The 20,918-nt window shown below is 54.9% G+C and carries 18 protein-coding genes; 1 reads left to right on the top strand and 17 read right to left on the bottom strand.

The annotated features are described in order from the left end of the window. Positions 1 to 16: 16 nt before the first annotated feature. The 9 genes from tolR to mngA form a co-directional block, all read right to left on the bottom strand. Positions 17 to 445, bottom strand: coding sequence for a colicin uptake protein TolR (gene tolR / locus ACQG1Y_RS06985; RefSeq protein WP_032647739.1), 429 nt, complete (start codon positions 443 to 445; stop codon positions 17 to 19). A gap of 3 nt (positions 446 to 448) precedes the next feature. Then, positions 449 to 1,141, bottom strand: a complete 693-nt coding sequence (tolQ, locus tag ACQG1Y_RS06980; RefSeq protein WP_003858590.1) for a Tol-Pal system protein TolQ — start codon at positions 1,139 to 1,141, stop codon at positions 449 to 451. Then, on the bottom strand, positions 1,138 to 1,542 hold the full coding sequence (ybgC, locus tag ACQG1Y_RS06975; protein ID WP_003858593.1) for a tol-pal system-associated acyl-CoA thioesterase: 405 nt from the start codon (positions 1,540 to 1,542) through the stop codon (positions 1,138 to 1,140). The genes tolQ and ybgC overlap by 4 nt, the downstream gene beginning before the upstream one ends. Before the next feature lie 148 nt (positions 1,543 to 1,690). Next, positions 1,691 to 1,981 (bottom strand): cyd operon protein YbgE, encoded by a 291-nt coding sequence (ybgE, locus tag ACQG1Y_RS06970; RefSeq protein WP_003858596.1) that lies wholly within the window; start codon positions 1,979 to 1,981, stop codon positions 1,691 to 1,693. After that, on the bottom strand, positions 1,981 to 2,094 hold the full coding sequence (cydX, locus tag ACQG1Y_RS06965) for a cytochrome bd-I oxidase subunit CydX (RefSeq protein ID WP_003858598.1): 114 nt from the start codon (positions 2,092 to 2,094) through the stop codon (positions 1,981 to 1,983). The genes ybgE and cydX overlap by 1 nt, the downstream gene beginning before the upstream one ends. A gap of 14 nt (positions 2,095 to 2,108) precedes the next feature. Beyond that, positions 2,109 to 3,248, bottom strand: coding sequence for a cytochrome d ubiquinol oxidase subunit II (gene cydB, locus ACQG1Y_RS06960; protein WP_023303309.1), 1,140 nt, complete (start codon positions 3,246 to 3,248; stop codon positions 2,109 to 2,111). A 15-nt stretch (positions 3,249 to 3,263) separates the two neighbouring features. Beyond that, positions 3,264 to 4,832: a cytochrome ubiquinol oxidase subunit I gene (cydA, locus tag ACQG1Y_RS06955; protein ID WP_003858601.1), complete on the bottom strand. Its 1,569-nt coding sequence runs from the start codon at positions 4,830 to 4,832 to the stop codon at positions 3,264 to 3,266. Between the two features lie 679 nt (positions 4,833 to 5,511). Next, complete coding sequence (mngB, locus tag ACQG1Y_RS06950) at positions 5,512 to 8,148, bottom strand: mannosylglycerate hydrolase (protein ID WP_063658970.1); 2,637 nt, start codon at positions 8,146 to 8,148, stop codon at positions 5,512 to 5,514. A gap of 23 nt (positions 8,149 to 8,171) precedes the next feature. Further along, positions 8,172 to 10,088 (bottom strand): PTS 2-O-a-mannosyl-D-glycerate transporter subunit IIABC, encoded by a 1,917-nt coding sequence (mngA, locus tag ACQG1Y_RS06945; RefSeq protein ID WP_032670328.1) that lies wholly within the window; start codon positions 10,086 to 10,088, stop codon positions 8,172 to 8,174. A gap of 170 nt (positions 10,089 to 10,258) precedes the next feature. Between mngA and ACQG1Y_RS06940 the strand changes: the two genes are divergently transcribed. Next, positions 10,259 to 10,975: a GntR family transcriptional regulator gene (locus tag ACQG1Y_RS06940; protein ID WP_032670329.1), complete on the top strand. Its 717-nt coding sequence runs from the start codon at positions 10,259 to 10,261 to the stop codon at positions 10,973 to 10,975. Positions 10,976 to 11,061: 86 nt separating this feature from the next. Here the strand turns inward: ACQG1Y_RS06940 and sucD are convergent, their stop codons facing one another. The 8 genes from sucD to sdhC all read right to left on the bottom strand — a co-directional run bounded on the left by sucD (position 11,062) and on the right by sdhC (position 20,833). Then, positions 11,062 to 11,931: a succinate--CoA ligase subunit alpha gene (sucD, locus tag ACQG1Y_RS06935; RefSeq protein WP_003858609.1), complete on the bottom strand. Its 870-nt coding sequence runs from the start codon at positions 11,929 to 11,931 to the stop codon at positions 11,062 to 11,064. Then, positions 11,931 to 13,097 carry an ADP-forming succinate--CoA ligase subunit beta gene (gene sucC, locus ACQG1Y_RS06930; protein WP_017384968.1) on the bottom strand — a complete coding sequence of 389 codons (1,167 nt, stop codon included), beginning with the start codon at positions 13,095 to 13,097 and terminating at the stop codon, positions 11,931 to 11,933. The genes sucD and sucC overlap by 1 nt, the downstream gene beginning before the upstream one ends. Positions 13,098 to 13,181: 84 nt before the next feature. Further along, entirely contained in the window at positions 13,182 to 14,408 is a 1,227-nt protein-coding gene (odhB, locus tag ACQG1Y_RS06925; RefSeq protein ID WP_003858613.1) for a 2-oxoglutarate dehydrogenase complex dihydrolipoyllysine-residue succinyltransferase, read from the bottom strand. A 14-nt stretch (positions 14,409 to 14,422) separates the two neighbouring features. Beyond that, positions 14,423 to 17,230, bottom strand: a complete 2,808-nt coding sequence (gene sucA, locus ACQG1Y_RS06920) for a 2-oxoglutarate dehydrogenase E1 component (protein ID WP_003858615.1) — start codon at positions 17,228 to 17,230, stop codon at positions 14,423 to 14,425. 359 nt (positions 17,231 to 17,589) lie between these two features. Continuing rightward, positions 17,590 to 18,306, bottom strand: coding sequence for a succinate dehydrogenase iron-sulfur subunit SdhB (gene sdhB / locus ACQG1Y_RS06915; RefSeq protein ID WP_017384969.1), 717 nt, complete (start codon positions 18,304 to 18,306; stop codon positions 17,590 to 17,592). Between the two features lie 15 nt (positions 18,307 to 18,321). Then, the gene (gene sdhA, locus ACQG1Y_RS06910) at positions 18,322 to 20,088 is read right to left on the bottom strand and encodes a succinate dehydrogenase flavoprotein subunit (RefSeq protein WP_003858619.1); all 1,767 of its coding nucleotides are present in this window, start codon (positions 20,086 to 20,088) and stop codon (positions 18,322 to 18,324) included. Next, positions 20,088 to 20,435 carry a succinate dehydrogenase membrane anchor subunit gene (gene sdhD, locus ACQG1Y_RS06905; protein ID WP_003858621.1) on the bottom strand — a complete coding sequence of 116 codons (348 nt, stop codon included), beginning with the start codon at positions 20,433 to 20,435 and terminating at the stop codon, positions 20,088 to 20,090. Before sdhD ends, sdhA begins: the two co-directional genes overlap by 1 nt. Next, positions 20,429 to 20,833 (bottom strand): succinate dehydrogenase cytochrome b556 subunit, encoded by a 405-nt coding sequence (gene sdhC / locus ACQG1Y_RS06900; protein ID WP_026080740.1) that lies wholly within the window; start codon positions 20,831 to 20,833, stop codon positions 20,429 to 20,431. The genes sdhD and sdhC overlap by 7 nt, the downstream gene beginning before the upstream one ends. Positions 20,834 to 20,918: the final 85 nt, after the last annotated feature.

Genomic DNA, 20,918 nt, shown 5'->3' with positions numbered 1-20,918 from the left:
AAAACTACGCAGATGATCAAATAGGCTGAGTCATTAAGCCAACTGACTTAACGCCCGCGCTATGTAGCAAGTTCAGCGCTTTGATAATTTCATCATATGGTACGTCTTTCGCACCACCGATTAAGAAGACCGTCTTCGGATTTGACTCCAGGCGTCGTTGCGCTTCAGCAATAACCTGCTCTGGCGGAAGCTGATCCATACGATCTTTCTCTACCACCACGCTGTACTGCCCTACGCCGGAAACCTCAATGATGACCGGAGGATCGTCATTGGTGCTTACCGCCTGTGATTCTGTCGCATCCGGCAGATTAACTTCCACGCTCTGGGTGATGATGGGCGCCGTCGCCATAAAGATCAGCAGCAGCACCAGCAGCACGTCCAGTAACGGAACGATATTGATTTCGGACTTGAGCTCGCGACGACCTCGTCCACGCGATCTGGCCATGGTTTACCCCTTGTTGCTCTCGGTGCTGGTAAACGCCTGACGATGCAGAATCGCGGTGAACTCTTCCATAAAGTTGTCGTAGTTCAGTTCCAGTTTGTTCACGCGCTGGTTCAGACGGTTGTACGCCATTACCGCCGGAATTGCGGCGAACAGACCGATTGCGGTCGCGATCAGTGCTTCTGCGATACCCGGCGCAACCATCTGCAACGTTGCCTGCTTCACCGCCCCAAGGGCGATAAAGGCGTGCATGATCCCCCACACCGTACCAAACAGGCCGATATACGGGCTGATGGAGCCAACGGTTCCGAGGAAAGGAATATGCGTTTCAAGATTTTCCAGTTCGCGGTTCATGGAGATGCGCATCGCACGCGACGCCCCTTCTACCACGGCTTCCGGCGCATGGCTGTTAGCGCGATGTAAGCGAGCGAACTCTTTGAAACCGCTGTAGAAAATTTGTTCGGAGCCTGAAAGGTTATCACGGCGTCCCTGGCTTTCCTGATACAGACGCGAAAGCTCAATACCCGACCAGAACTTATCTTCAAACGCTTCGGCTTCGCGGCCAGCGGCATTGAGGATACGCGTTCTCTGGATGATGATGGCCCAGGATGCGATTGAAAAACCAATCAAAATCAACATGATAAGTTTAACCAGAAGGCTTGCCTTCAGGAACAAATCAAGGATATTCATGTCAGTCACTGCTTAAACTCCGCGACAATAGACTTAGGAAGCGCACGAGGCTTCATTATGGTTGGATCAACACAGACAATCAGGACTTCAGCTGAGTTCAGTACCGTGTTCTCTGCATTGACTATCCGCTGCGTGAAAACCAGTGAAGTTCCGCGCATTGATGTAATTTCTGTTTGGACTTCGAGCATATCGTCGAGTCTGGCAGGCGCAAAATACTCAAGCGTCATCTTGCGTACCACGAAGGCAACTCGCTCAGCCAACAGCACCTGTTGACTAAAGTGATGATGGCGCAGCATCTCTGTGCGTGCCCGTTCATAAAAAGCAACGTAGCTGGCGTGGTAGACCACACCACCGGCATCGGTATCTTCGTAATAGACACGTACCGGCCATCGAAACAGCGTTGTATTCACTTTACATCCCGGTAATACAAGAAAAGTTGGAGCTTTCAAACTTCGCTACTATACGCGCGGGAATGATGGTTTGGAATGGGAGAAAGTAAACGGAGAGTAAATTTTTATGGGCCAGGGTAAGCCCATAACGTTAACGGACATTTCTTATTCAGAAGAAGAAGAAAATCAAACCGGCGAGGAGAACCAGATCGGCAATCAGTGGGCAGAAGATGCCCTGCCAGTGTAGCGCTTTCGGACGAAAGCCGACACCGTGAATCACGCCTGCGCACACCGCCCACATAATCAGGAAGCCGTGCCAAATTTCAAGCTCGCTGGTTTTCGCCGCGAAGCGCGACGGGTCCCAGAAGATACAGCCTGCCAGCAGTAATGCCATAATGAGGGAAAGCGCCCTCAAGGGGCGCTTATCCATTACCGCATATAACGTTGCGATAATATTCATTAGTGCTTTTCTTCACCTGCTTTGGTCGCTTCTACATGCTCAAGCGCCAGGGCAGTGATGACACCAAACGCACAGGCAAGAAGCGTCCCTAAAATCCATGCGAAATACCACATATTCAGCTCCTTACTTAGTACATAGAGTGGGTGTTGCTTTCGATATGTTCTTTAGTGATACGACCGAACATTTTCCAGTAACACCAGATGGTGTAAGCCAGAACAATCGGAACGAACACGCAAGCCACATAGGTCATTAAGTTCAGCGTCATATGGCTGGACGTTGCATCCCACATGGTCAGGCTGGCATTCATCATGGTGCTGGATGGCATCACGAACGGGAACATCGCAATACCGGCCGTCAGGATGATGCACGCCAGCGTCAGGGAAGAGAATACGAACGCCAGAGCGCCTTTCTCCAGACGAGACGTCAGCACGGTCAGCAGTGGCAGCAGCACACCCAGAGCCGGGATAGCCCACAGCACAGGGGTATTGTTGAAGTTCACCAGCCATGCACCGGCCTGACGCGCCACCTCTTTGGTCAGCGGGTTAGACGGTGCAGCATGGTTGATAGCGGACGTCACCACGTATCCATCAATACCATACACCACCCACACGCCTGCCAGAGCGAAGCAGACCAGCGTCACCAGCGCTGCCACCTGAGCGGTAGCGCGGGAACGCAGATGCAGTTCACCTACGGTACGCATCTGGAGATAGGTTGCCCCCTGGGTGATGATCATCGCCACGCTCACCACGCCTGCCAGCAGACCAAACGGATTCAGCAGCTGGAAGAAGTTACCGGTGTAGAACAGACGCATATATTCGTCGACGTGGAACGGTACGCCCTGCAACAGGTTACCGAACGCCACACCAATGACCAGCGGTGGAACGAAGCTACCGATGAAGATGCCCCAGTCCCACATGTTACGCCAGCGGGTGTCTTCAATCTTGGAACGGTAGTCGAAACCCACCGGACGGAAGAATAGAGAAGCCAGCACCAGAATCATCGCCACATAGAAGCCGGAGAACGCAGCCGCGTAGACCATCGGCCAGGCAGCGAACAGCGCGCCGCCTGCGGTGATCAGCCACACCTGGTTACCGTCCCAGTGCGGGGCGATGGAGTTGATCATGATTCGACGCTCGGTGTCATTACGACCGAGGAAACGGGTGAGCATGCCCACGCCCATGTCGAAACCATCGGTGACCGCGAAACCAATCAGCAGAACACCGATCAGCAGCCACCAGATAAAACGCAATACTTCATAATCGATCATTTGATGACTCCTGTCTTAGCGTGCCGGCTGAGTAGTCGCAACAGACTGCTCGTAGTGGTAGCGACCGGTTTTCAGGCTGCTTGGGCCAAGGCGCGCGAACTTGAACATCAGGAACAGTTCAGCCACCAGGAACAGGGTGTACAGACCGCAAATGAGCAGCATGGAGAAGATCAGGTCGCCTGCGGTCAGGGAGGAGTTCGCTACCGCTGTTGGCAGCACCTCACCGATCGCCCACGGCTGACGGCCATATTCCGCTACAAACCAGCCGGACTCGATAGCAATCCATGGCAGTGGGATACCGTACAGCGCGGTGCGCAGCAGCCATTTTTTCTCACCGATACGGTTACGAATGACTGACCAGAACGAGGCCGCGATGATCAGCAGCATGATAATGCCGCAACCCACCATGATGCGGAACGCGAAGTACAGCGGCGCAACGCGTGGAATAGAGTCTTTGGTTGCCATCTGAATCTGCGCTTCCGTCGCGTCGGAGACGTTCGGGGTATAGCGTTTCAGCAGCAGACCGTAACCGAGGTCTTTCTTCACGTCGTTAAATTGATCGCGAACGGCCTGGTCGGTAGAGCCGGCGCGCAGCTGTTCCAGCAGCGAGTAGGCTTTCATCCCGTTACGGATACGCTCTTCATGCTGCACCATCAGATCTTTCAGGCCAGTCACCTGTTTGTCGACGGAGCGCGTGGCGATAATACCCAGAGCGTAAGGAATTTGAATGGCGAAGCGGTTTTCCTGCGCTTCCTGGTCAGGCACACCGAACAGGGTAAACGCTGCCGGTGCCGGCTGGGTTTCCCATTCAGCTTCAATTGCGGCGAGTTTGGTTTTCTGCACGTCGCCCATTTCGTAACCGGATTCATCACCCAGAACAATCACGGACAGAATCGCGGCCATACCGAAGCTTGCTGCGATAGCAAAAGAACGCTTGGCGAACGCGAAGTCACGGCCGCGCAGCATATAGTAGGAGCTGATGCCCAGCACGAACATCGCGCCGCACACATACCCAGACGCCACGGTGTGAACGAATTTAACCTGAGCAACCGGGTTCAGGACCAGCTCAGCGAAGCTGACCATCTCCATACGCATGGTTTCGAAGTTGAAATCAGATGCGATTGGGTTTTGCATCCAGCCGTTCGCCACCAGGATCCACAGTGCGGACAAGTTGGAGCCTAATGCCACCAGCCAGGTTACCGCCATATGCTGGACTTTACCCAGACGGTCCCAACCGAAGAAGAACAGACCTACAAAGGTGGATTCGAGGAAGAAGGCCATCAGACCTTCAATGGCCAGCGGCGCACCGAAAATATCCCCTACATAGTGGGAATAGTAAGACCAGTTTGTCCCGAACTGGAACTCCATGGTCAGACCGGTTGCCACGCCCAGCGCAAAGTTGATACCAAACAACTTGCCCCAGAACTTGGTCATATCTTTATAAATCTGTTTGCCGGAGAGGACGTAAACCGTTTCCATGATGGCCAGCAGGAACGCCATACCGAGCGTCAGCGGCACAAACAGGAAGTGGTACATCGCGGTCAAGGCAAACTGTAAGCGCGACAGTTCGACTACGTCTAACATTATGACTCCTTGCTCATCGCATGAAGACTCCGAGAGTGAACCCCGTTAGATAAGGATCCACACGCATGCCCCAATACAAAGTTATCTGCTTCCCTTCTTCGTTGCTTATTCTCTTCAGGAGGAAAAAGCAATGATGAAAGGTTACAAATACGTTAAGAAAAAACCAAATTGATCCCGTAAATATAATACGCTGCAAAACCCTTACAATAAACAGGTTTTTATTCGAACAGATTTACGTTTTTCGACGGCGATCAATTTATAGCAAAATTACCACTTTTCGGCCATTTTGATCGGGAACAATTTAACGCCTTTCGGAGGCTTTTTCCAAGGATTAAACATTGATTTAAATCAAAAACAGTCAGAGCTGTTAATGATGTTTCTTTGTGGTGCGGATAGTAAAAACCTTGTTAACAATATGTATATTTAAAGCCGTTATTGGTTATAAAAGCCAGAAGATAATATAAACAGTTGTGATTTTTATTAACGCGCAAGAAAAAACGCATTTTGCCGGAAGATAAACATATAATGTTATCTGCTTCACAGTATTTTTCTTTCGCTTTGCTACCCGCCGAAACGATTACATTTCATTCACCTTTAATAATCTTAAAATTAACACCCTTTCGTGACTATTTGATGAAATAAAGGCCGCAGGAATGCGGCCTTTATTTTGTTCGGAGGATTACCTTTCAATTTTTATGCTGAAGGTGCGTGACTGGCATGGCCGGAACGACCCCGTAATGGCTGAACCCTCCTCCCCTTGCGCCTTGCGCACCTCATTCATGTCCGTTTCGCAACAGGCCTGGACCTCACGGTTCACAGACAAAGCCACGTCACAGGAGCGGGTCCCCGAAGGGTTGTACAGACGAAGAATCATCTCGTCACGATCCTCCGCTTTTTTCAGCGCACTGAGTACACATCCGTTAGGCGCCAGCGTTAACAGGCTATAGCTACAAGGGGTGGTGAAAGAGGCGCGGTTAAGCTTCATCGCATCCCACGGGATTTTGTTATAACAGTGCACTGGCGTTAACCACGACTTCGTCTGCTGCGCAACGCCAGCACTTACGGGCGTACCATTAAAACTGAACAGGCTAAAGCGACAGGTTAACTGGCCCCGCATCTGCGAATCAGGCACCGGCATTTTGATCCCGGACGGTCTGCCGGGGCGCAGCAGTAAATCTTCCTTCCCAAGCACCCCCACGCCGCGAAGCAACGTCAGGGCAAACGTTTTTTGACGCTCGCCAGTCACTTCAAATTCGCGCAACCCTTCGGTAAACAGCGCCATTCCGTTACGCCGTTCCTGGAGCACCGCGTAGTTGAGCAGATTCCACACCGGCAGCGGCGCTTCCTTCCAGCCCTCCTCCTGCCAGTTCGCCATCGCTTCATCCTGTACAGGTCGCGTCAGCGAACCGAACTGGGTATCGGCTAACACCGTGTCTGCGGTAAATGGCGTCGGGATCAGCACCCGCACACGGTGGTCATCCGCGTGATTTCCGAGACGCGCCTCAACGTCGATACGTCGGCTGTTATGGCTGAGCGTGACCGTGAGTTCTGCCTCAAGCGTTCCCGTCTGCTGACGCGCAGAACGTTCGGCGAGATCCGCCGGCACCGCCATGCGATGGCGGATCACCGCCCTGCTCTGCCAGGCCTCGTGGATCACCTCAACCTCATGCTCGCCCTGAGCGGAAGTGAGTCTCCACTCTTCCCGTGAAGGCGAGTAGTCGTACTCATCGCCATCATCCGAGCTCTCTTCTATTTCCAGCGCGCGGTCATAGATAAGCCCGGACGCTTTATCGAGCAGACGCAGGGTGCCGTCGTCGTTTAACGTTATTTCCCAGAAAGCATTTTCCAGCAACGCCTCCGACGATTTTTCTGCCGCCAGCAGCTTGCCGGCCACGTGCGGCTCGATATAGAGCGTGCGGTAACCCATTGATGGCAGGATCTGATTGAGCTGGATATCAAACTCCATAAAGGGATCGTAGTTGCCGTAATGCACAATTTGCCGGTCAATCAAGCCGGGGTCGATTTCACGCGCGCTGCGCAGGCAGTAAGGGATTTCATTCCCCCTATCGTCCAGCAGGCGGAACTGGCTGGCGCGCAGACGTATCGTGGTGTTAATCACTTCCTCACGCGGCCAGGGCGTGAGGTTAAACATCACCAGTTTGTCTTCCTCGCTCTGCGGCATGTTGTCGACAATCTTGCGCATATAGAAGCACGTCAGGTTATCGGCCATGTCTTCCGCCAGCTCGAAGCGGGACATCACCTCACGATGCACTTTGTCACTACAGCAGCAGCCGATACTGTCATGGGCGTGATTCTTGAGGATCTCTTTCCACATTTTTTCCAGCAAGCCGTGGTGATACTCAAAGCCCAGCGTCCAGGCAAGCGTGGCCAGCGGCTCAAGGACGTTGACGATTTTATTCTCTATCCGGGCGTGGGCGATTTTAATGTCCATTCGCGTGGAGCCTATCGTCCGGTGCACCCGCATATATTTACCGTCAATAAACTCCCCTTTCAGCGTCGCCAGTTCATCGCGGTGCGCGTCAATGTGGTCAAACACGTCCTCGAAGCGGCTCATCACAAACTGACGCTGCGGATAGATTTCGCGCAGCTTATCCATCACCGCAAAGATGTTCTGCTGGAGCGGCATCTGATCATGGCCGTTAGGCAGCAAAATTTCTTTCGTCACGGAGGCTTTTTCCAGCACCTCGAAGTACGTGTCGAGCCGTTTGCGCAGCCCGGCCTCATCCTCCGGTAAGTACTTACCAATCGCGTAGCCCAGCGGCAGCACCTGTGCCGTCACTTCGCTGCCGTCCTGACTTTGCCAGAGAAATTCGGTTTTATCGGTACCGTGCCGCTCGGAACACCCGCGCCAGAACATGGTACGCGTGATGCCAAAACCATTGTAAATGTGCGGCAGCTGGGAAGACATGCCGAAGGAGTCCGGCAGATAGCCAATTTTCATCGGCTCGCCAAAGGCCAGACAGTCGCGTATACCGTACATCAGATTTCGAACAATCGACTCGCCGGAAACAAGGGTGGTATCCGTCTGGGTATACCACGGCCCGATAATCAGCTTCCCGGCCGCCACCAGTGCCTTCACGCGTGGCCTGTTTTCCGGTTTCACGGCAAAATAATCTTCCAGCACCGCCGTCTGGCCGTCGAGTACGTAGTATTTATACTCTGTGTCCTGCTCAAGACGAGTGAGGATCTCTTCCATATTATTGACCAGAAGAATACGTGACGCTTCGGTGGTGAAGTACCACTCCCGGTCCCAGTGCATATGTGGCGTGATATGAACGCGAGATACAGCTTTCATCTTCGTTTCCTGTCAGTGCGTGTTTACGATGGTATGTCTTCAGTCACGTAGGTGCCGCTCTTCACGGCCTGGCGTCGCCAGAGCAGTAAAATGAGCGTAGAGATTGTGGCGCCAGCCAGCGCGGCGCCAAACCAGCCGACAGCGGCCATCACGCCGCCCAGCCCGGCATCATGCAGTAAGAAGAGCGAGAAAATGCCCGCGCCGGGGGTGGATAGCCCAATCCCCATCGCCCCGACAATCGCTCCGGTCACCATTGACCCCAGAACAAATGAGCCGATGACCCGCAACGGATCCTCGATAGCCATCGGAATTGCCCCTTCGGTGATGCCCGCCAGCCCCAGCAGCCAGGTGGACTTGCCGGTTTCAATTTCGAACTGTTTGAACAGGTTCGGAGCCAGCATCGTTGATGCCGTCACGGTAAAGGCCGATACCATTTTGACGGAGGCAAAAATCGCATAAGGCCCGTATACGCCATTGGCCATCGCTCCCAGACAGAACGCGTAAGAGGCTTTGTTGACCGGACCGCCCAGATCGAACGAGCACATAAAGCCCAGGATCGCCCCCAGCAGCAGCGCGTTCGCGCCGGACAGACCGTTAAGCCAGGCGGTCAGGGCATTATTGATCCAGGCCACCGGTTCGCCGATCACAAACAGCATCAGGCTGCCTGCGCCCAGCACGCCAATCACCGGATAGAGATAAAAGGTCAGAAAGCCGTTGTAGCGGCTACTCAGTCGGATGTGGTTTTTTACCCAGCGCATCAGGTAGCCCGCAATCAGCCCGCCGACGATGGCCCCGAGAAAACCAGAGCCGATCATATTGGCGGCAAGACCCGCCGCAAAGCCCGGCGTTAGCGCAGGTTTATCCGCCAGCGAGTAAGCGGTATAGGCTGCCAGAACAGGCACCATCAGAATACCGAGCATCCCGCCGCCCAGTTTGCGGTACATCCACAGCCACGAATTTTCCTGATCGAACAGATGCTGCAAGCCCAGGATTTGCGCCAGCAGTACCGACACCGCCAGCACCGTGCCGCCAGCAACAATCAGCGGCACCGCAAAGGAGATACCGCTGAGCAGCGCCTGCTTGAGTTCGGTTTTAACGCACTTTTTCGCGTCCGAGTCGACATGCGCAGGACGCGCATCGGATACAGGCTGTAGCGCCAGCGCACGCTCAATGAGCGCTTCCGCATGGCGTAAGGGTTCCGCGACGGGCACGGAAATGGCGGGCATCCCCTGAAAACGCTCACGCTCTTTGATCGCCACTTCCGCCGCGAAGATACACGCTTTTGCCTCCTGCAACTGCTGCGCGGTGATGCGCCCCTCAATACCATTTGCCCCCTGCTTTTCGACCACCACATTGACGCCGAGCTTACGTCCCGCTTTTTCGAGATACTCCGCTGCCATGTAGGTATGGGCGATCCCGGCCGGACAGGCGGTAACGCAGACGATCGTCGGGGCATTCTCCGCAACGGCGGTTTCTTGTGCGTCAGGCGCCGTTTCCAGCGCCGCAAGCACCGCTTCCGCGCTGGTCGCCGTCATCACGCGCGCCCTGAGCTCGTCATCCGCCAGGCGAGACGTCAGTTCCGTCAGGACCTGAATATGCGTTGATCCCGCTTGTGCGGGAGGAATGGCGAGCAGAAAAATTAGCTCGACCTCCTCCGGTCCGTCCACACCTTCCCAGGCCAGCGGCTCACGCAGTGTGGCCACGGCAAAAGCCGCTTCGTTTACCGCCACTGATTTACCATGAGGTACGGCCAGCCCCTCGCCCAGCGCCGTCGGGCCAAGCGATTCCCGATGGAAAACGTCTGCCAGAAACGTATCGGCGTCGGCTATTTTGCTCAACGCCACCAGCCGCGTCGCAAGCTGACGGATTGCCTCATCACGGCTGGTAAACTGCGCCTGCACGCAGACAGCACGGGGGTCGGTCAGAGTCGTCAGGTTCATAAGATCCTCACCTATCCAAAGTTATTGTCTGGGCAGGATTGTGGCAGACCGGATAATACATTTATGTGATCATTTTCACTAACACCGATATTTGTATCTTATTTGTATTATTTACAAATTTACCACTGAAGGCATAATTCCCTGAAAACGTATTAAAAAGGCGCGACACAATGGGCAATAAACCGATGTACCGGCAGATCGCCGATGCGTTCCGCGAGAAAATTAATGCCGGTGAGTTAAAACCTGGCGACGCGCTGCCGACGGAATCCAGCCTTCAGGAGGCGTTTAGCGTCAGCCGGGTCACCGTGCGGCAGGCTTTGAAGCTGCTCGCCGACGAGCAGATCATCGAAAGTATTCAGGGCAGCGGCTCGTATGTAAAAGAGGAGCGGGTGAATTACGATATTTATCAGCTCACCGGTTTTTACGAAAAGTTAGCGGATCGCAACGTCGATACGCACAGCGACGTCAGCGTCTTCGAAGTGGTGAAAGCCGATGAGCGGCTCGCGGCAAAACTTGCGCTCAATCCGGATGATAAGGTCTGGCACGTCAAGCGCGTACGCTTCATCAGGGAAAAGCCGGTGAATCAGGAAGAGACATGGATGCCGCTGGCGATGTTCCCCGACCTCACCTGGGAAGTGATGGAACAGTCGAAATACCATTACATTGAGCAGATCAAAAAGATGGTGATCGATCGCAGCGAGCAGGAGCTGGTGCCAGTCATGCCATCGGACGAGGCGATTGCCGCCCTGGCGCTCGATCCGGCAAAACCGATTCTGGAAAAAGTCTCTCGTGGCTTTCTGAAAGACGGCCGGGTATTTGAATACAGTCGCAACGTGTTTAACACCGACGACTATAAATTCACCCTGGTGGCTAAACGCAGGCAATAAAAAAAGGCCGCTTTACAGCGGCCAACCATGTCGAAACGGACATTTTTTTATACTTCAACGCGCCCCAATCGGGGAGCAGAGAGGACTTACTTAATGATGGATTTCAGTGCTTCACCGATATCCGCCAGGCTGCGAACGGTTTTCACGCCTGCGGCTTCCAGTGCTGCGAATTTCTCATCAGCCGTACCTTTACCGCCTGCGATAATCGCGCCCGCGTGACCCATACGTTTGCCTTTCGGCGCGGTCACACCCGCGATGTAACCCACCACCGGCTTGGTCACATGATCTTTGATGTAAGCAGCCGCTTCTTCTTCCGCGCTACCACCGATCTCACCGATCATCACGATCGCTTCGGTCTGTGGATCTTCCTGGAACAGCTTCAGGATGTCGATGAAGTTAGAGCCCGGGATCGGGTCACCGCCGATGCCCACGCAGGTGGACTGGCCGAAACCGTAGTCGGTGGTCTGCTTAACCGCTTCATAGGTCAGGGTACCGGAACGGGACACGATACCCACTTTGCCTGGGCGATGAATGTGGCCCGGCATGATGCCGATTTTGCATTCGCCTGGAGTGATAACGCCTGGGCAGTTCGGGCCGATCATGCGCACGCCTGCTTCGTCCAGCTTCACCTTCACGGTCAGCATATCCAGCGTCGGGATGCCTTCGGTGATGGTGATGATCAGCTTAATGCCTGCGTCGATCGCTTCCAGAATAGAGTCTTTGCAGAACGGCGCCGGTACGTAGATCACGGTCGCGGTTGCGCCCGTCGCTTCTACCGCTTCACGCACGGTGTTGAACACCGGCAGGCCCAGGTGCGTGGTGCCGCCTTTACCTGGCGTTACGCCGCCAACCATCTGCGTACCGTAGGCAATCGCCTGTTCGGAGTGGAAAGTCCCCTGGCTACCGGTGAAGCCCTGGCAGATAACCTTGGTATCTTTATTAATTAAAACGGACATTATTTCCCCTCCACTGCGGCAACAACCTGCTGAGCTGCATCCGTCAGACTTTTCGCTGCAATAATATTCAGGCCGCTGTCAGCCAGTTTTTTCGCGCCGAGTTCAGCGTTGTTCCCTTCCAGACGTACAACAACCGGAACGTTAACGCCCACTTCTTCTACCGCGCCGATGATACCGTCGGCGATCAGGTCGCAACGTACGATACCGCCGAAGATGTTCACCAGAACCGCTTTCACGTTGCTGTCAGAGAGAATGATTTTGAACGCTTCGGTTACGCGCTCTTTGGTTGCGCCACCGCCCACGTCGAGGAAGTTCGCTGGCTCACCGCCGTGCAGCTTAACGATGTCCATGGTGCCCATTGCCAGGCCCGCACCGTTAACCATGCAGCCGATGTTGCCATCCAGCGCCACGTAGTTCAGTTCCCACTGTGCAGCCTGCGCTTCACGCGGATCTTCCTGAGACTGGTCGCGCATTTCGCGCAGATCGGACTGGCGGAACAGCGCGTTGCCGTCAGCGCCCAGCTTGCCGTCGAGGCAGATCAGGTCGCCCTGGGTGGTGATCACCAGCGGGTTGATCTCGATCAGCGCCAAATCGCGCTCCAGGAAAATGGTCGCCAGACCCATGAAGATCTTGGTGAACTGCTGAACCAGCTTGCCTTCCAGACCCAGTTTGAATGCCAGCTCACGACCCTGGTAAGGCATTGGGCCCGCCAGCGGATCGATAGCCACTTTGTGGATCAGGTGCGGGGTTTCTTCCGCCACTTTTTCGATTTCCACGCCGCCTTCGGTAGACGCCATGAACACCACGCGACGGGAGCTACGGTCTACGACTGCGCCGAGGTACAGTTCTTTCGCGATGTCGGTTGCCGCTTCAACCAGGATCTGGTTAACCGGCTGGCCGTTCGCATCTGTCTGGTAGGTTACCAGACGCTTGCCGAGCCAATGTTCAGCAAACGCACGGATCTCTTCTTTGCTCTTAACAACCTTCACACCGCCCGCTTTACCACGGCCACCAGCGTGAACCTGACATTTAACTACCCACGGGCCGGAACCGATTTTAGACGCGGCTTCTTCTGCTTCACGCGGGGTAGTACAGGCATAACCCACCGGAGCCGGTAAGCCATACCGGGCAAACAGCTGTTTGGCCTGATATTCATGTAAGTTCATGTGTTCTATCCATCCTTCAGGTAATCGTTAGGTTGTGCTTTGTAGGCCCGGCAAGCAACGCGCCGCCGGGCAAGACTGCAAAAACTAGACGTCCAGCAGCAGACGCGTTGGATCTTCCAGCAGCTCTTTAATGGCAACCAGGAAGCCTACGGACTCGCGGCCGTCGATCAGGCGGTGATCGTAAGAGAGCGCCAGGTACATCATCGGCAGGATCTCCACTTTACCGTCTACCGCCATTGGACGATCTTTAATGGCGTGCATACCCAGGATCGCGCTCTGCGGCGGGTTGATAATCGGGGTAGACATCAGCGAGCCGAACACACCACCGTTGGTAATGGTGAAGTTACCGCCAGTCAGGTCCTCAACGGTCAGCTTGCCGTCGCGGCCTTTCACGGCCAGCTCTTTGATTTTCTTCTCGATGTCAGCCATACCCAGGGTATCCACGTCACGCAGAACCGGGGTAACCAGGCCGCGCGGGGTAGAAACCGCCATGCTGACGTCGAAGTAGTTGTGGTAAACCACGTCATCGCCATCGATAGACGCGTTCACTTCCGGGTAGCGTTTCAGCGCTTCAACTACCGCTTTCACGTAGAAGGACATGAAGCCCAGACGGATACCGTGACGTTTTTCAAACGCGTCACCGTACTGCTTGCGCAGATCCATGATTGGCTTCATGTTGACTTCGTTAAAGGTGGTCAGCATCGCGGTGGAGTTTTTCGCTTCCAGCAGACGCTCGGCCACGCGCTTACGCAGGCGGGTCATCGGCACGCGTTTTTCGCTACGTGCGCCCAGAGCTGGCTGTGCCGCTGGTGCTGCCGCAGGGGCTTTCGCTTCCGCTTTCGCCTCAGAAGGCGCTTTTGCCAGATGCTTGTCGATGTCTTCGCGCGTCAGACGGCCACCCACGCCGGTGCCTTTGATGGCTGCCGGATCGAGGCTGTGCTCAGCCAGCAGGCGACGGATCGCCGGGCTGAGCGCGTCGTTGGTCTGATCGGACAGAGACGCCTGCTGGCGCTGGGCCGGTGTAGACGCTTTTTCTTCAGATTTGGCGCTGGACTCTTTGCCCGCGCTATTGCCTTCACGCAGGCGACCCAGGATCTGGCGAGAAGTGACGGTCGTACCTTCATCTTCCAGGACTGCATCCAGAATGCCATCCGCTGAAGCCGGTACTTCCAGTACCACTTTGTCAGTTTCGATTTCTACCAGCACTTCGTCACGGGTTACCGCGTCGCCTGGTTTTTTGTGCCAGGTGGCGACGGTTGCATCTGCTACGGACTCAGGCAGGTCGGGAACAAGAATATCTACGCTACTCATTATGTATCCTTTAATTAATCGACGTTCAGCGCGTCATTGACCAGATCTTGTTGCTGCTTCTGGTGAACGGACATATACCCTACCGCCGGAGAGGCGGAGGCCGGGCGACCTGCATAACGCAGGGCAGACCCAAATGGAATCACTTCACGGAAATGATGCTGGCTGCAATACCATGCGCCCTGGTTGAGCGGCTCTTCCTGGCACCAGACAAAATCATGAACGTGAGCGTACTGTTTCAGCACTTCCTGCATCGCCTGATGCGGGAACGGATAAAGCTGTTCGATACGCACGATGGCGACATCTTTCTGATCGTTCTTACGGCGCTGTTCCAGCAGGTCGTAATAAACCTTACCAGAACACATTACGACACGCTTAACGGCCTGCGGATCCAGCTCGTCAATTTCACCGATGGCCGGCAGGAAGGTGCCGTTTGCCAGCTCTTCCAGGCTGGAGACCGCCAGTGGATGGCGCAGCAGGGATTTTGGTGACATGACTACCAGCGGACGGCGCATACCGCGCAGCGCCTGACGACGCAGCATGTGGTAAACCTGAGCCGGAGTGGACGGCACGCAAACCTGCATATTCTGCTCGGCGCAGAGTTGCAGATAACGCTCCAGACGCGCGGAGGAGTGCTCCGGACCTTGTCCTTCATAGCCGTGCGGCAGCAGCATCACCAGACCGCACATACGGCCCCACTTCTGCTCACCGGAGGAGATGAACTGGTCGATGACGACCTGCGCACCGTTGGCGAAGTCACCAAACTGCGCTTCCCAGATGGTCAGAGTGCGGGGTTCTGCGGTGGCGTAGCCGTATTCGAAGGCCAGAACTGCTTCTTCTGACAGCACGGAGTCCCAGACCTTGAACTGGCCCTGACCGTTATGCACGTGCTGAAGCGGAGTGTACGTTGAACCGTTAGACTGGTTATGCACAACCGCGTGACGGTGGAAGAAGGTGCCACGACCCGCATCTTCACCGGACAGACGAACCGGAATACCTTCGTCAACCAGCGTCGCATAGGCCAGCGTTTCCGCGCCGCCCCAGTCGAACAGCTTCTCACCCGCCGCCATTGCCTGGCGATCGCCATAGATCTTGGCCACGCGGGACTGCATCTCGATCGCTTCCGGCACGGTGCTGATGCGTTTAGCCAGCTCCTGCAAACGCTTCATCTCAACCTTGTTCGGGTAGCTCTCGTCCCACTCGTGGTTGAGGTACGGCGACCAGGTGAAGGAGTGCATGTTCATTGGGCGCAGTTCTTTCACCACGCATTCACCCGCATCCAGCGCGTCGCGATAAAGATTGACCATCTCGGTCGCATCTTCCAGCGTCGCCACTTTTTCGCTTTCCAGCTTGTCAGCGTAGATTTTACGCGGCGTCGGGTGTTTTTTGATTTTCTGGTACATCAGCGGCTGGGTTGCACTTGGCTCATCCGCTTCGTTGTGGCCGTGACGGCGGTAGCAGAAGAGGTCAATGAACACATCGCGCTTGAAGGTGTTACGGAAGTCCAGCGCCAGACGGGTAACGAAAGCAACGGCTTCAGGGTCATCCGCGTTAACGTGGAAAATTGGCGCCTGAACCATTTTACCGATGTCGGTGCAGTACGGGGTGGAACGCGCATCCAGCGGGTTAGAGGTGGTGAAGCCCACCTGGTTGTTGATTACGATGCGAACGGTACCGCCCACTTCATAACCACGCGCTTTCGACATGTTCAGGGTTTCCTGAACCACGCCCTGCCCTGTGACCGCCGCATCACCGTGAATAGTGATTGGCAATACTTTATTGCTGCTCGGCTCGTCCAGACGATCCAGACGCGCACGCACGGAACCGATAACCACCGGGCTGACGATTTCCAGGTGCGACGGGTTAAACGCCAGCGCCAGGTGAACCTGACCGCCCTCGGTTTCGATATCCGACGAGAAGCCCATGTGGTACTTCACGTCACCGGTGCCGAGGTGCTCTTTATGTTTACCCGCAAATTCGTCGAACAGATCCTGCGGCTTTTTACCCAGCACGTTAACCAGCACGTTCAGGCGACCACGGTGCGCCATGCCCAGCACCACTTCGCGCGTGCCGCTCTTACCGGCATGACGAATCAGCTCTTTCAGCATCGGGACTAACGCATCGCCGCCCTCCAGTGAGAAGCGTTTTGCGCCAGGGAATTTCGCGCCCAGATAGCGCTCAAGGCCTTCCGCGGCGGTCAGTTCGCTGAGGAAACGTTTTTTCTCTTCTGCTGAGAAATTCGCGTGGCCTGCCACGGATTCGATACGCTGCTGGATCCAGCGTTTCTCTTCGGTGGAGGTAATGTGCATATATTCCGCGCCGATGGAGCCGCAGTAGGTTTGCTTGAGCGCGTCAATCAGATCGCCCAGCTTCATCGTGTCTTTGCCGATGGCAAAGGAACCTACGTTAAAGCTTTCCTGGAAATCGGCCTCGGTCAGATCGTGATAAGCCGGATCGAGATCCGCTACACGTTCCTGCTGCCACAGTCCCAGCGGATCGAGATTCGCATGCTGGTGACCACGGAAGCGATAAGCGTTGATAAGTTGCAGGACTTTAACCTGCTTCGCATTGGTGTCAGGGTCGGAAATCGCAGAAGAGTAACGTGAGGCATCCTTCGCCAGACGACGGAAATAATCACGTGTTTTTGAATGGAATTGATCCGGTTTGACCCCTGTACCAGGCAACTGCTGGAACATGGAACGCCAGTTTGCGTCCACTGAGTCAGGATCGGTTAAGAAGTCTTCATAGAGCTGTTCTATCCAGCTCTGGTTTGAACCAGAGAGGTAAGAAGAGTCCAGCCAGGCTTTCATTGCGCCGTTCTGCATCGTGATCCCTTAAGCATTTTTATGCTTACTTTCGCCGTAGAAACTACCACGCACACCACGTGTACGTGCCGGGGTTCACCTGCGAGCTCTTTGTGGCCCGCGAAGGAACCTTTAGAAACTGTCTAAATAATCTTCGTCGTTCCGGCTGCGACTGCGTTGCGGCTTTCACTCACCCCAGTCACATAGTCAACTATGCTCCAGGGGATTCGTTCAACCGCGCCTTGTCTCGCGCTGAACGTCTCGATTATTTACTTATCTGGCAGTTTTTAAAGGTTTCTGCAATTTGCCCGGTGACGCTACGCTTACCGGGCCTACTGTTACGTAGGCCGGATAAGCGCAGCGCCATCCGGCGTTGTTACTTACGCACTGCGCTGCAACAACATCGACTTAATATGGCCGATGGCGCGCGTCGGGTTCAGCCCCTTAGGACACACACTGACGCAGTTCATGATGCTATGGCAGCGGAATACGCTGAAAGCGTCACTTAGCCCTTCCAGACGATTCTCGGTTTCGGTATCGCGGCTGTCGATCAGGAAGCGATAGGCAGCCAGCAGACCCGCAGGGCCGATAAATTTATCCGGGTTCCACCAGAATGACGGGCATGACGTTGAACAGCATGCACAGAGAATACACTCGTACAACCCATCGAGTTTTTCACGCTGCTCAGGAGACTGTAAGTGCTCGCGAGCGGGTGGATTTTGCCCATTATTCAATAAGTAAGGCTTAATCTTCTCATATTGTGCATAGAATTGCCCCATGTCCACCACCAAATCACGCACGACCGGCAGGCCAGGCAGAGGACGGATCACAATTTTCTGGCCTGGACGCTGTAGCGCTGAAATTGGCGTAATACAGGCCAGACCGTTTTTGCCGTTCATGTTTACACCGTCAGAGCCACACACCCCTTCACGGCAGGAGCGGCGGAACGACAGCGTAGGATCTTTCTCTTTCAGCTGGATTAAGGCATCCAGCAGCATCATGTCACGACCTTCTTCCGCTTCGAGGGTGTAATCCTGCATACGCGGAGCATCGTCTACATCCGGGTTATAACGATAAACTGAGAATTCGAGTTTCATTATCCTGTCTCCGCATTAGTAAGTACGAATCTTCGGCGGGAACGCCGGACGCAGTTTCGGTTCCATGTTAACGCTACGACGCGTCATGGTTTCCGACTCTGGCAGATACAGGGAATGGCACAGCCAGTTTTCGTCATCACGATCCGGGAAGTCGAAGCGGCTATGGGCGCCACGGCTTTCGGTACGGAAGTTTGCCGACATCGCAGTGGCGAACGCGGTTTCCATCAGGTTATCCAGCTCCAGGCACTCCACGCGCTGGGTGTTGAACTCGCTTGAGGTATCGTCCAGACGGGCATTCTTCAGACGTTCACGGATCGCTTTCAGCTGCTCAAGCCCTTTGGCCATCGCGTCACCTTCACGGAATACCGAGAAGTTGTGCTGCATACACTCCTGCAACGCCTTACGGATCTCCACCGGATCTTCGCCGTTACGATTACCGTTCCAGCGATTGAGGCGCTCAAGAGAGGCATCTATTTCGTCGTCGGTCGCATCACGCAGCGCGCCCTGCTCGGCAATAGATTCCTGGAGATGCAGCCCCACCGCACGACCAAATACCACCAGGTCCAGCAGGGAGTTGCCGCCCAGACGGTTTGCGCCGTGCACGGATACGCAGGCAATTTCGCCTACCGCGAACAGGCCAGGGATGACCACGTCTTCGCCCTGCTCGTTCACGGTCAGCGCCTGACCGGTCACTTTGGTCGGAATACCGCCCATCATGTAGTGACAGGTTGGGATAACCGGAATTGGCTCTTTCACCGGGTCGACGTGCGCGAAGGTGCGGGACAGCTCCAGAATGCCCGGCAGACGGGATTCCAGCACTTCTTTACCCAGATGGTCGAGTTTCAGCTTCGCGTGTGGACCCCAAGGGCCGTCACAGCCGCGGCCTTCACGGATTTCGATCATGATGGAACGCGCCACCACGTCACGGCCCGCAAGGTCTTTTGCGTTTGGCGCATAACGCTCCATGAAGCGCTCGCCATGTTTGTTCAGCAGGTAACCACCTTCACCACGGCAGCCTTCTGTCACCAGTACGCCCGCACCGGCGATACCGGTTGGGTGGAACTGCCACATCTCCATGTCCTGCACCGGCACGCCAGCGCGGATCGCCATCCCAACGCCGTCACCGGTGTTGATATGGGCGTTGGTAGTGGACTGATAGATACGGCCTGCGCCGCCGGTCGCCAGCACGGTTGCGCGGGCTTTGAAGTAGACCACTTCACCGGTTTCGATGCACAGGGCGGTACATCCCACCACGGCGCCATCGGCGTTTTTCACCAGATCCAGCGCATACCACTCGGAGAAGATGGTGGTGTGGTTTTTCAGGTTCTGCTGATACAGCGTGTGCAGCAGCGCGTGGCCGGTACGGTCAGCCGCCGCTGCGGTACGTGCCGCCTGCTCGCCGCCGAAGTTTTTCGACTGGCCGCCAAACGGACGCTGATAGATGGTGCCATTTTCCAGACGAGAGAACGGCAGACCCATGTGGTCCAGCTCCAGAATCGCTTCCGGGCCGGTTTTACACATATATTCGATGGCATCCTGGTCACCGATGTAATCGGAACCTTTTACCGTATCGTACATGTGCCATTCCCAGTTATCTTCATGGGAATTACCCAGCGCAACGGTGATACCGCCCTGCGCAGACACAGTGTGGGAACGGGTCGGGAATACTTTAGAGAGCAGCGCACAGGTCTGGCCGCTCTGGGAAATTTGTAGTGCGGCGCGCATACCTGCGCCACCCGCACCAATCACAACAGCATCAAATTCTCTGACTGGCAGTTTCATTACACACCCCACACCACAACAAATCCATAAATGACGTAAACCAGCAGAGCAACAACAATAATCAGTTGCAGCGGAAGGCGAATAGCCAGCGGTTTAACGTAATCGGTCAATACCTGCCACATGCCAATCCAGGCATGAATAAGGATGGAGAACAGGGCCAGCAGGGTGAACACTTTGGTGAAGGCCGATCCGAAGAAACCACTCCAGATTTCCCACGTCAGCGTGCCGCTGGTCGCGAAGAAACCGATCATATAGATGATGTAAAGGGTGAGAACGATGGCGGTAGCACGGACCAGGATGAAGTCATGTACGCCGTTGCGTCCTAATGCGGAGGCGTTGCTTACCATACGAGAACTCCTGCGAGAAGTGAAAGCACGACAGTGATCACAAATGAAATGTTAGCGGTACGTTTACCGGCCTCGAACGTCTCTTCCAGGTAGCCAAAGTCCATCAGCATATGGCGAACGCCGCCAACCACGTGATAGGCCAGTGCAGTCAGAATGCCCCACATGATAAATTTCACGAAGAAGCTGTTCATAATGGCTGAGGCCTGGAGGAATCCTTCAGGGGATGAGAGGCTGGTTCCCAGTAACCACAGCAAGATACCGACCGCCACAAACGTAATCACACCAGAAACACGGTGCAGAATGGACGCTATTGCTGTTACAGGGAATCGGATCGTTTTCAGATCCAGATTGACAGGTCTTTGTTTTTTCACATTTCTTATCATGAATAACGCCCACATGCTGTTCTTATTGTTTCCTTCCTCCGGACTGCGATGCGGGTCAGACAGCGTTCCTTTTCTATAACTGCGCGTCATGCAAAACATT

It is taken from the genome of Enterobacter cloacae complex sp. 397G4 (assembly GCF_050031515.1).
In the GTDB taxonomy this organism is placed as follows: domain Bacteria; phylum Pseudomonadota; class Gammaproteobacteria; order Enterobacterales; family Enterobacteriaceae; genus Enterobacter; species Enterobacter hormaechei_C.
The sequence above is the reverse complement of the archived record's forward strand: the minus strand, read 5'-3'. Positions and strand labels throughout refer to the sequence as shown.

Bases quoted from the DNA above. Each gene is read 5' to 3' on its own strand.
- mngA (WP_032670328.1), bottom strand. From the start codon at position 10,088: ATGAACCTGACGACTCTGACCGACCCCCGTGCTGTCTGCGTGCAGGCG.
- sdhC (WP_026080740.1), bottom strand. From the start codon at position 20,833: ATGTGGGCGTTATTCATGATAAGAAATGTGAAAAAACAAAGACCTGTC.
- sdhB (WP_017384969.1), bottom strand. From the start codon at position 18,306: ATGAAACTCGAATTCTCAGTTTATCGTTATAACCCGGATGTAGACGAT.
- sucC (WP_017384968.1), bottom strand. From the start codon at position 13,097: ATGAACTTACATGAATATCAGGCCAAACAGCTGTTTGCCCGGTATGGC.
- sucA (WP_003858615.1), bottom strand. From the start codon at position 17,230: ATGCAGAACGGCGCAATGAAAGCCTGGCTGGACTCTTCTTACCTCTCT.
- odhB (WP_003858613.1), bottom strand. From the start codon at position 14,408: ATGAGTAGCGTAGATATTCTTGTTCCCGACCTGCCTGAGTCCGTAGCA.
- mngB (WP_063658970.1), bottom strand. From the start codon at position 8,148: ATGAAAGCTGTATCTCGCGTTCATATCACGCCACATATGCACTGGGAC.
- ACQG1Y_RS06940 (WP_032670329.1), top strand. From the start codon at position 10,259: ATGGGCAATAAACCGATGTACCGGCAGATCGCCGATGCGTTCCGCGAG.
- cydB (WP_023303309.1), bottom strand. From the start codon at position 3,248: ATGATCGATTATGAAGTATTGCGTTTTATCTGGTGGCTGCTGATCGGT.
- ybgE (WP_003858596.1), bottom strand. From the start codon at position 1,981: ATGAATATTATCGCAACGTTATATGCGGTAATGGATAAGCGCCCCTTG.
- sdhA (WP_003858619.1), bottom strand. From the start codon at position 20,088: ATGAAACTGCCAGTCAGAGAATTTGATGCTGTTGTGATTGGTGCGGGT.
- sucD (WP_003858609.1), bottom strand. From the start codon at position 11,931: ATGTCCGTTTTAATTAATAAAGATACCAAGGTTATCTGCCAGGGCTTC.
- cydA (WP_003858601.1), bottom strand. From the start codon at position 4,832: ATGTTAGACGTAGTCGAACTGTCGCGCTTACAGTTTGCCTTGACCGCG.
- tolR (WP_032647739.1), bottom strand. From the start codon at position 445: ATGGCCAGATCGCGTGGACGAGGTCGTCGCGAGCTCAAGTCCGAAATC.
- cydX (WP_003858598.1), bottom strand. From the start codon at position 2,094: ATGTGGTATTTCGCATGGATTTTAGGGACGCTTCTTGCCTGTGCGTTT.
- sdhD (WP_003858621.1), bottom strand. From the start codon at position 20,435: ATGGTAAGCAACGCCTCCGCATTAGGACGCAACGGCGTACATGACTTC.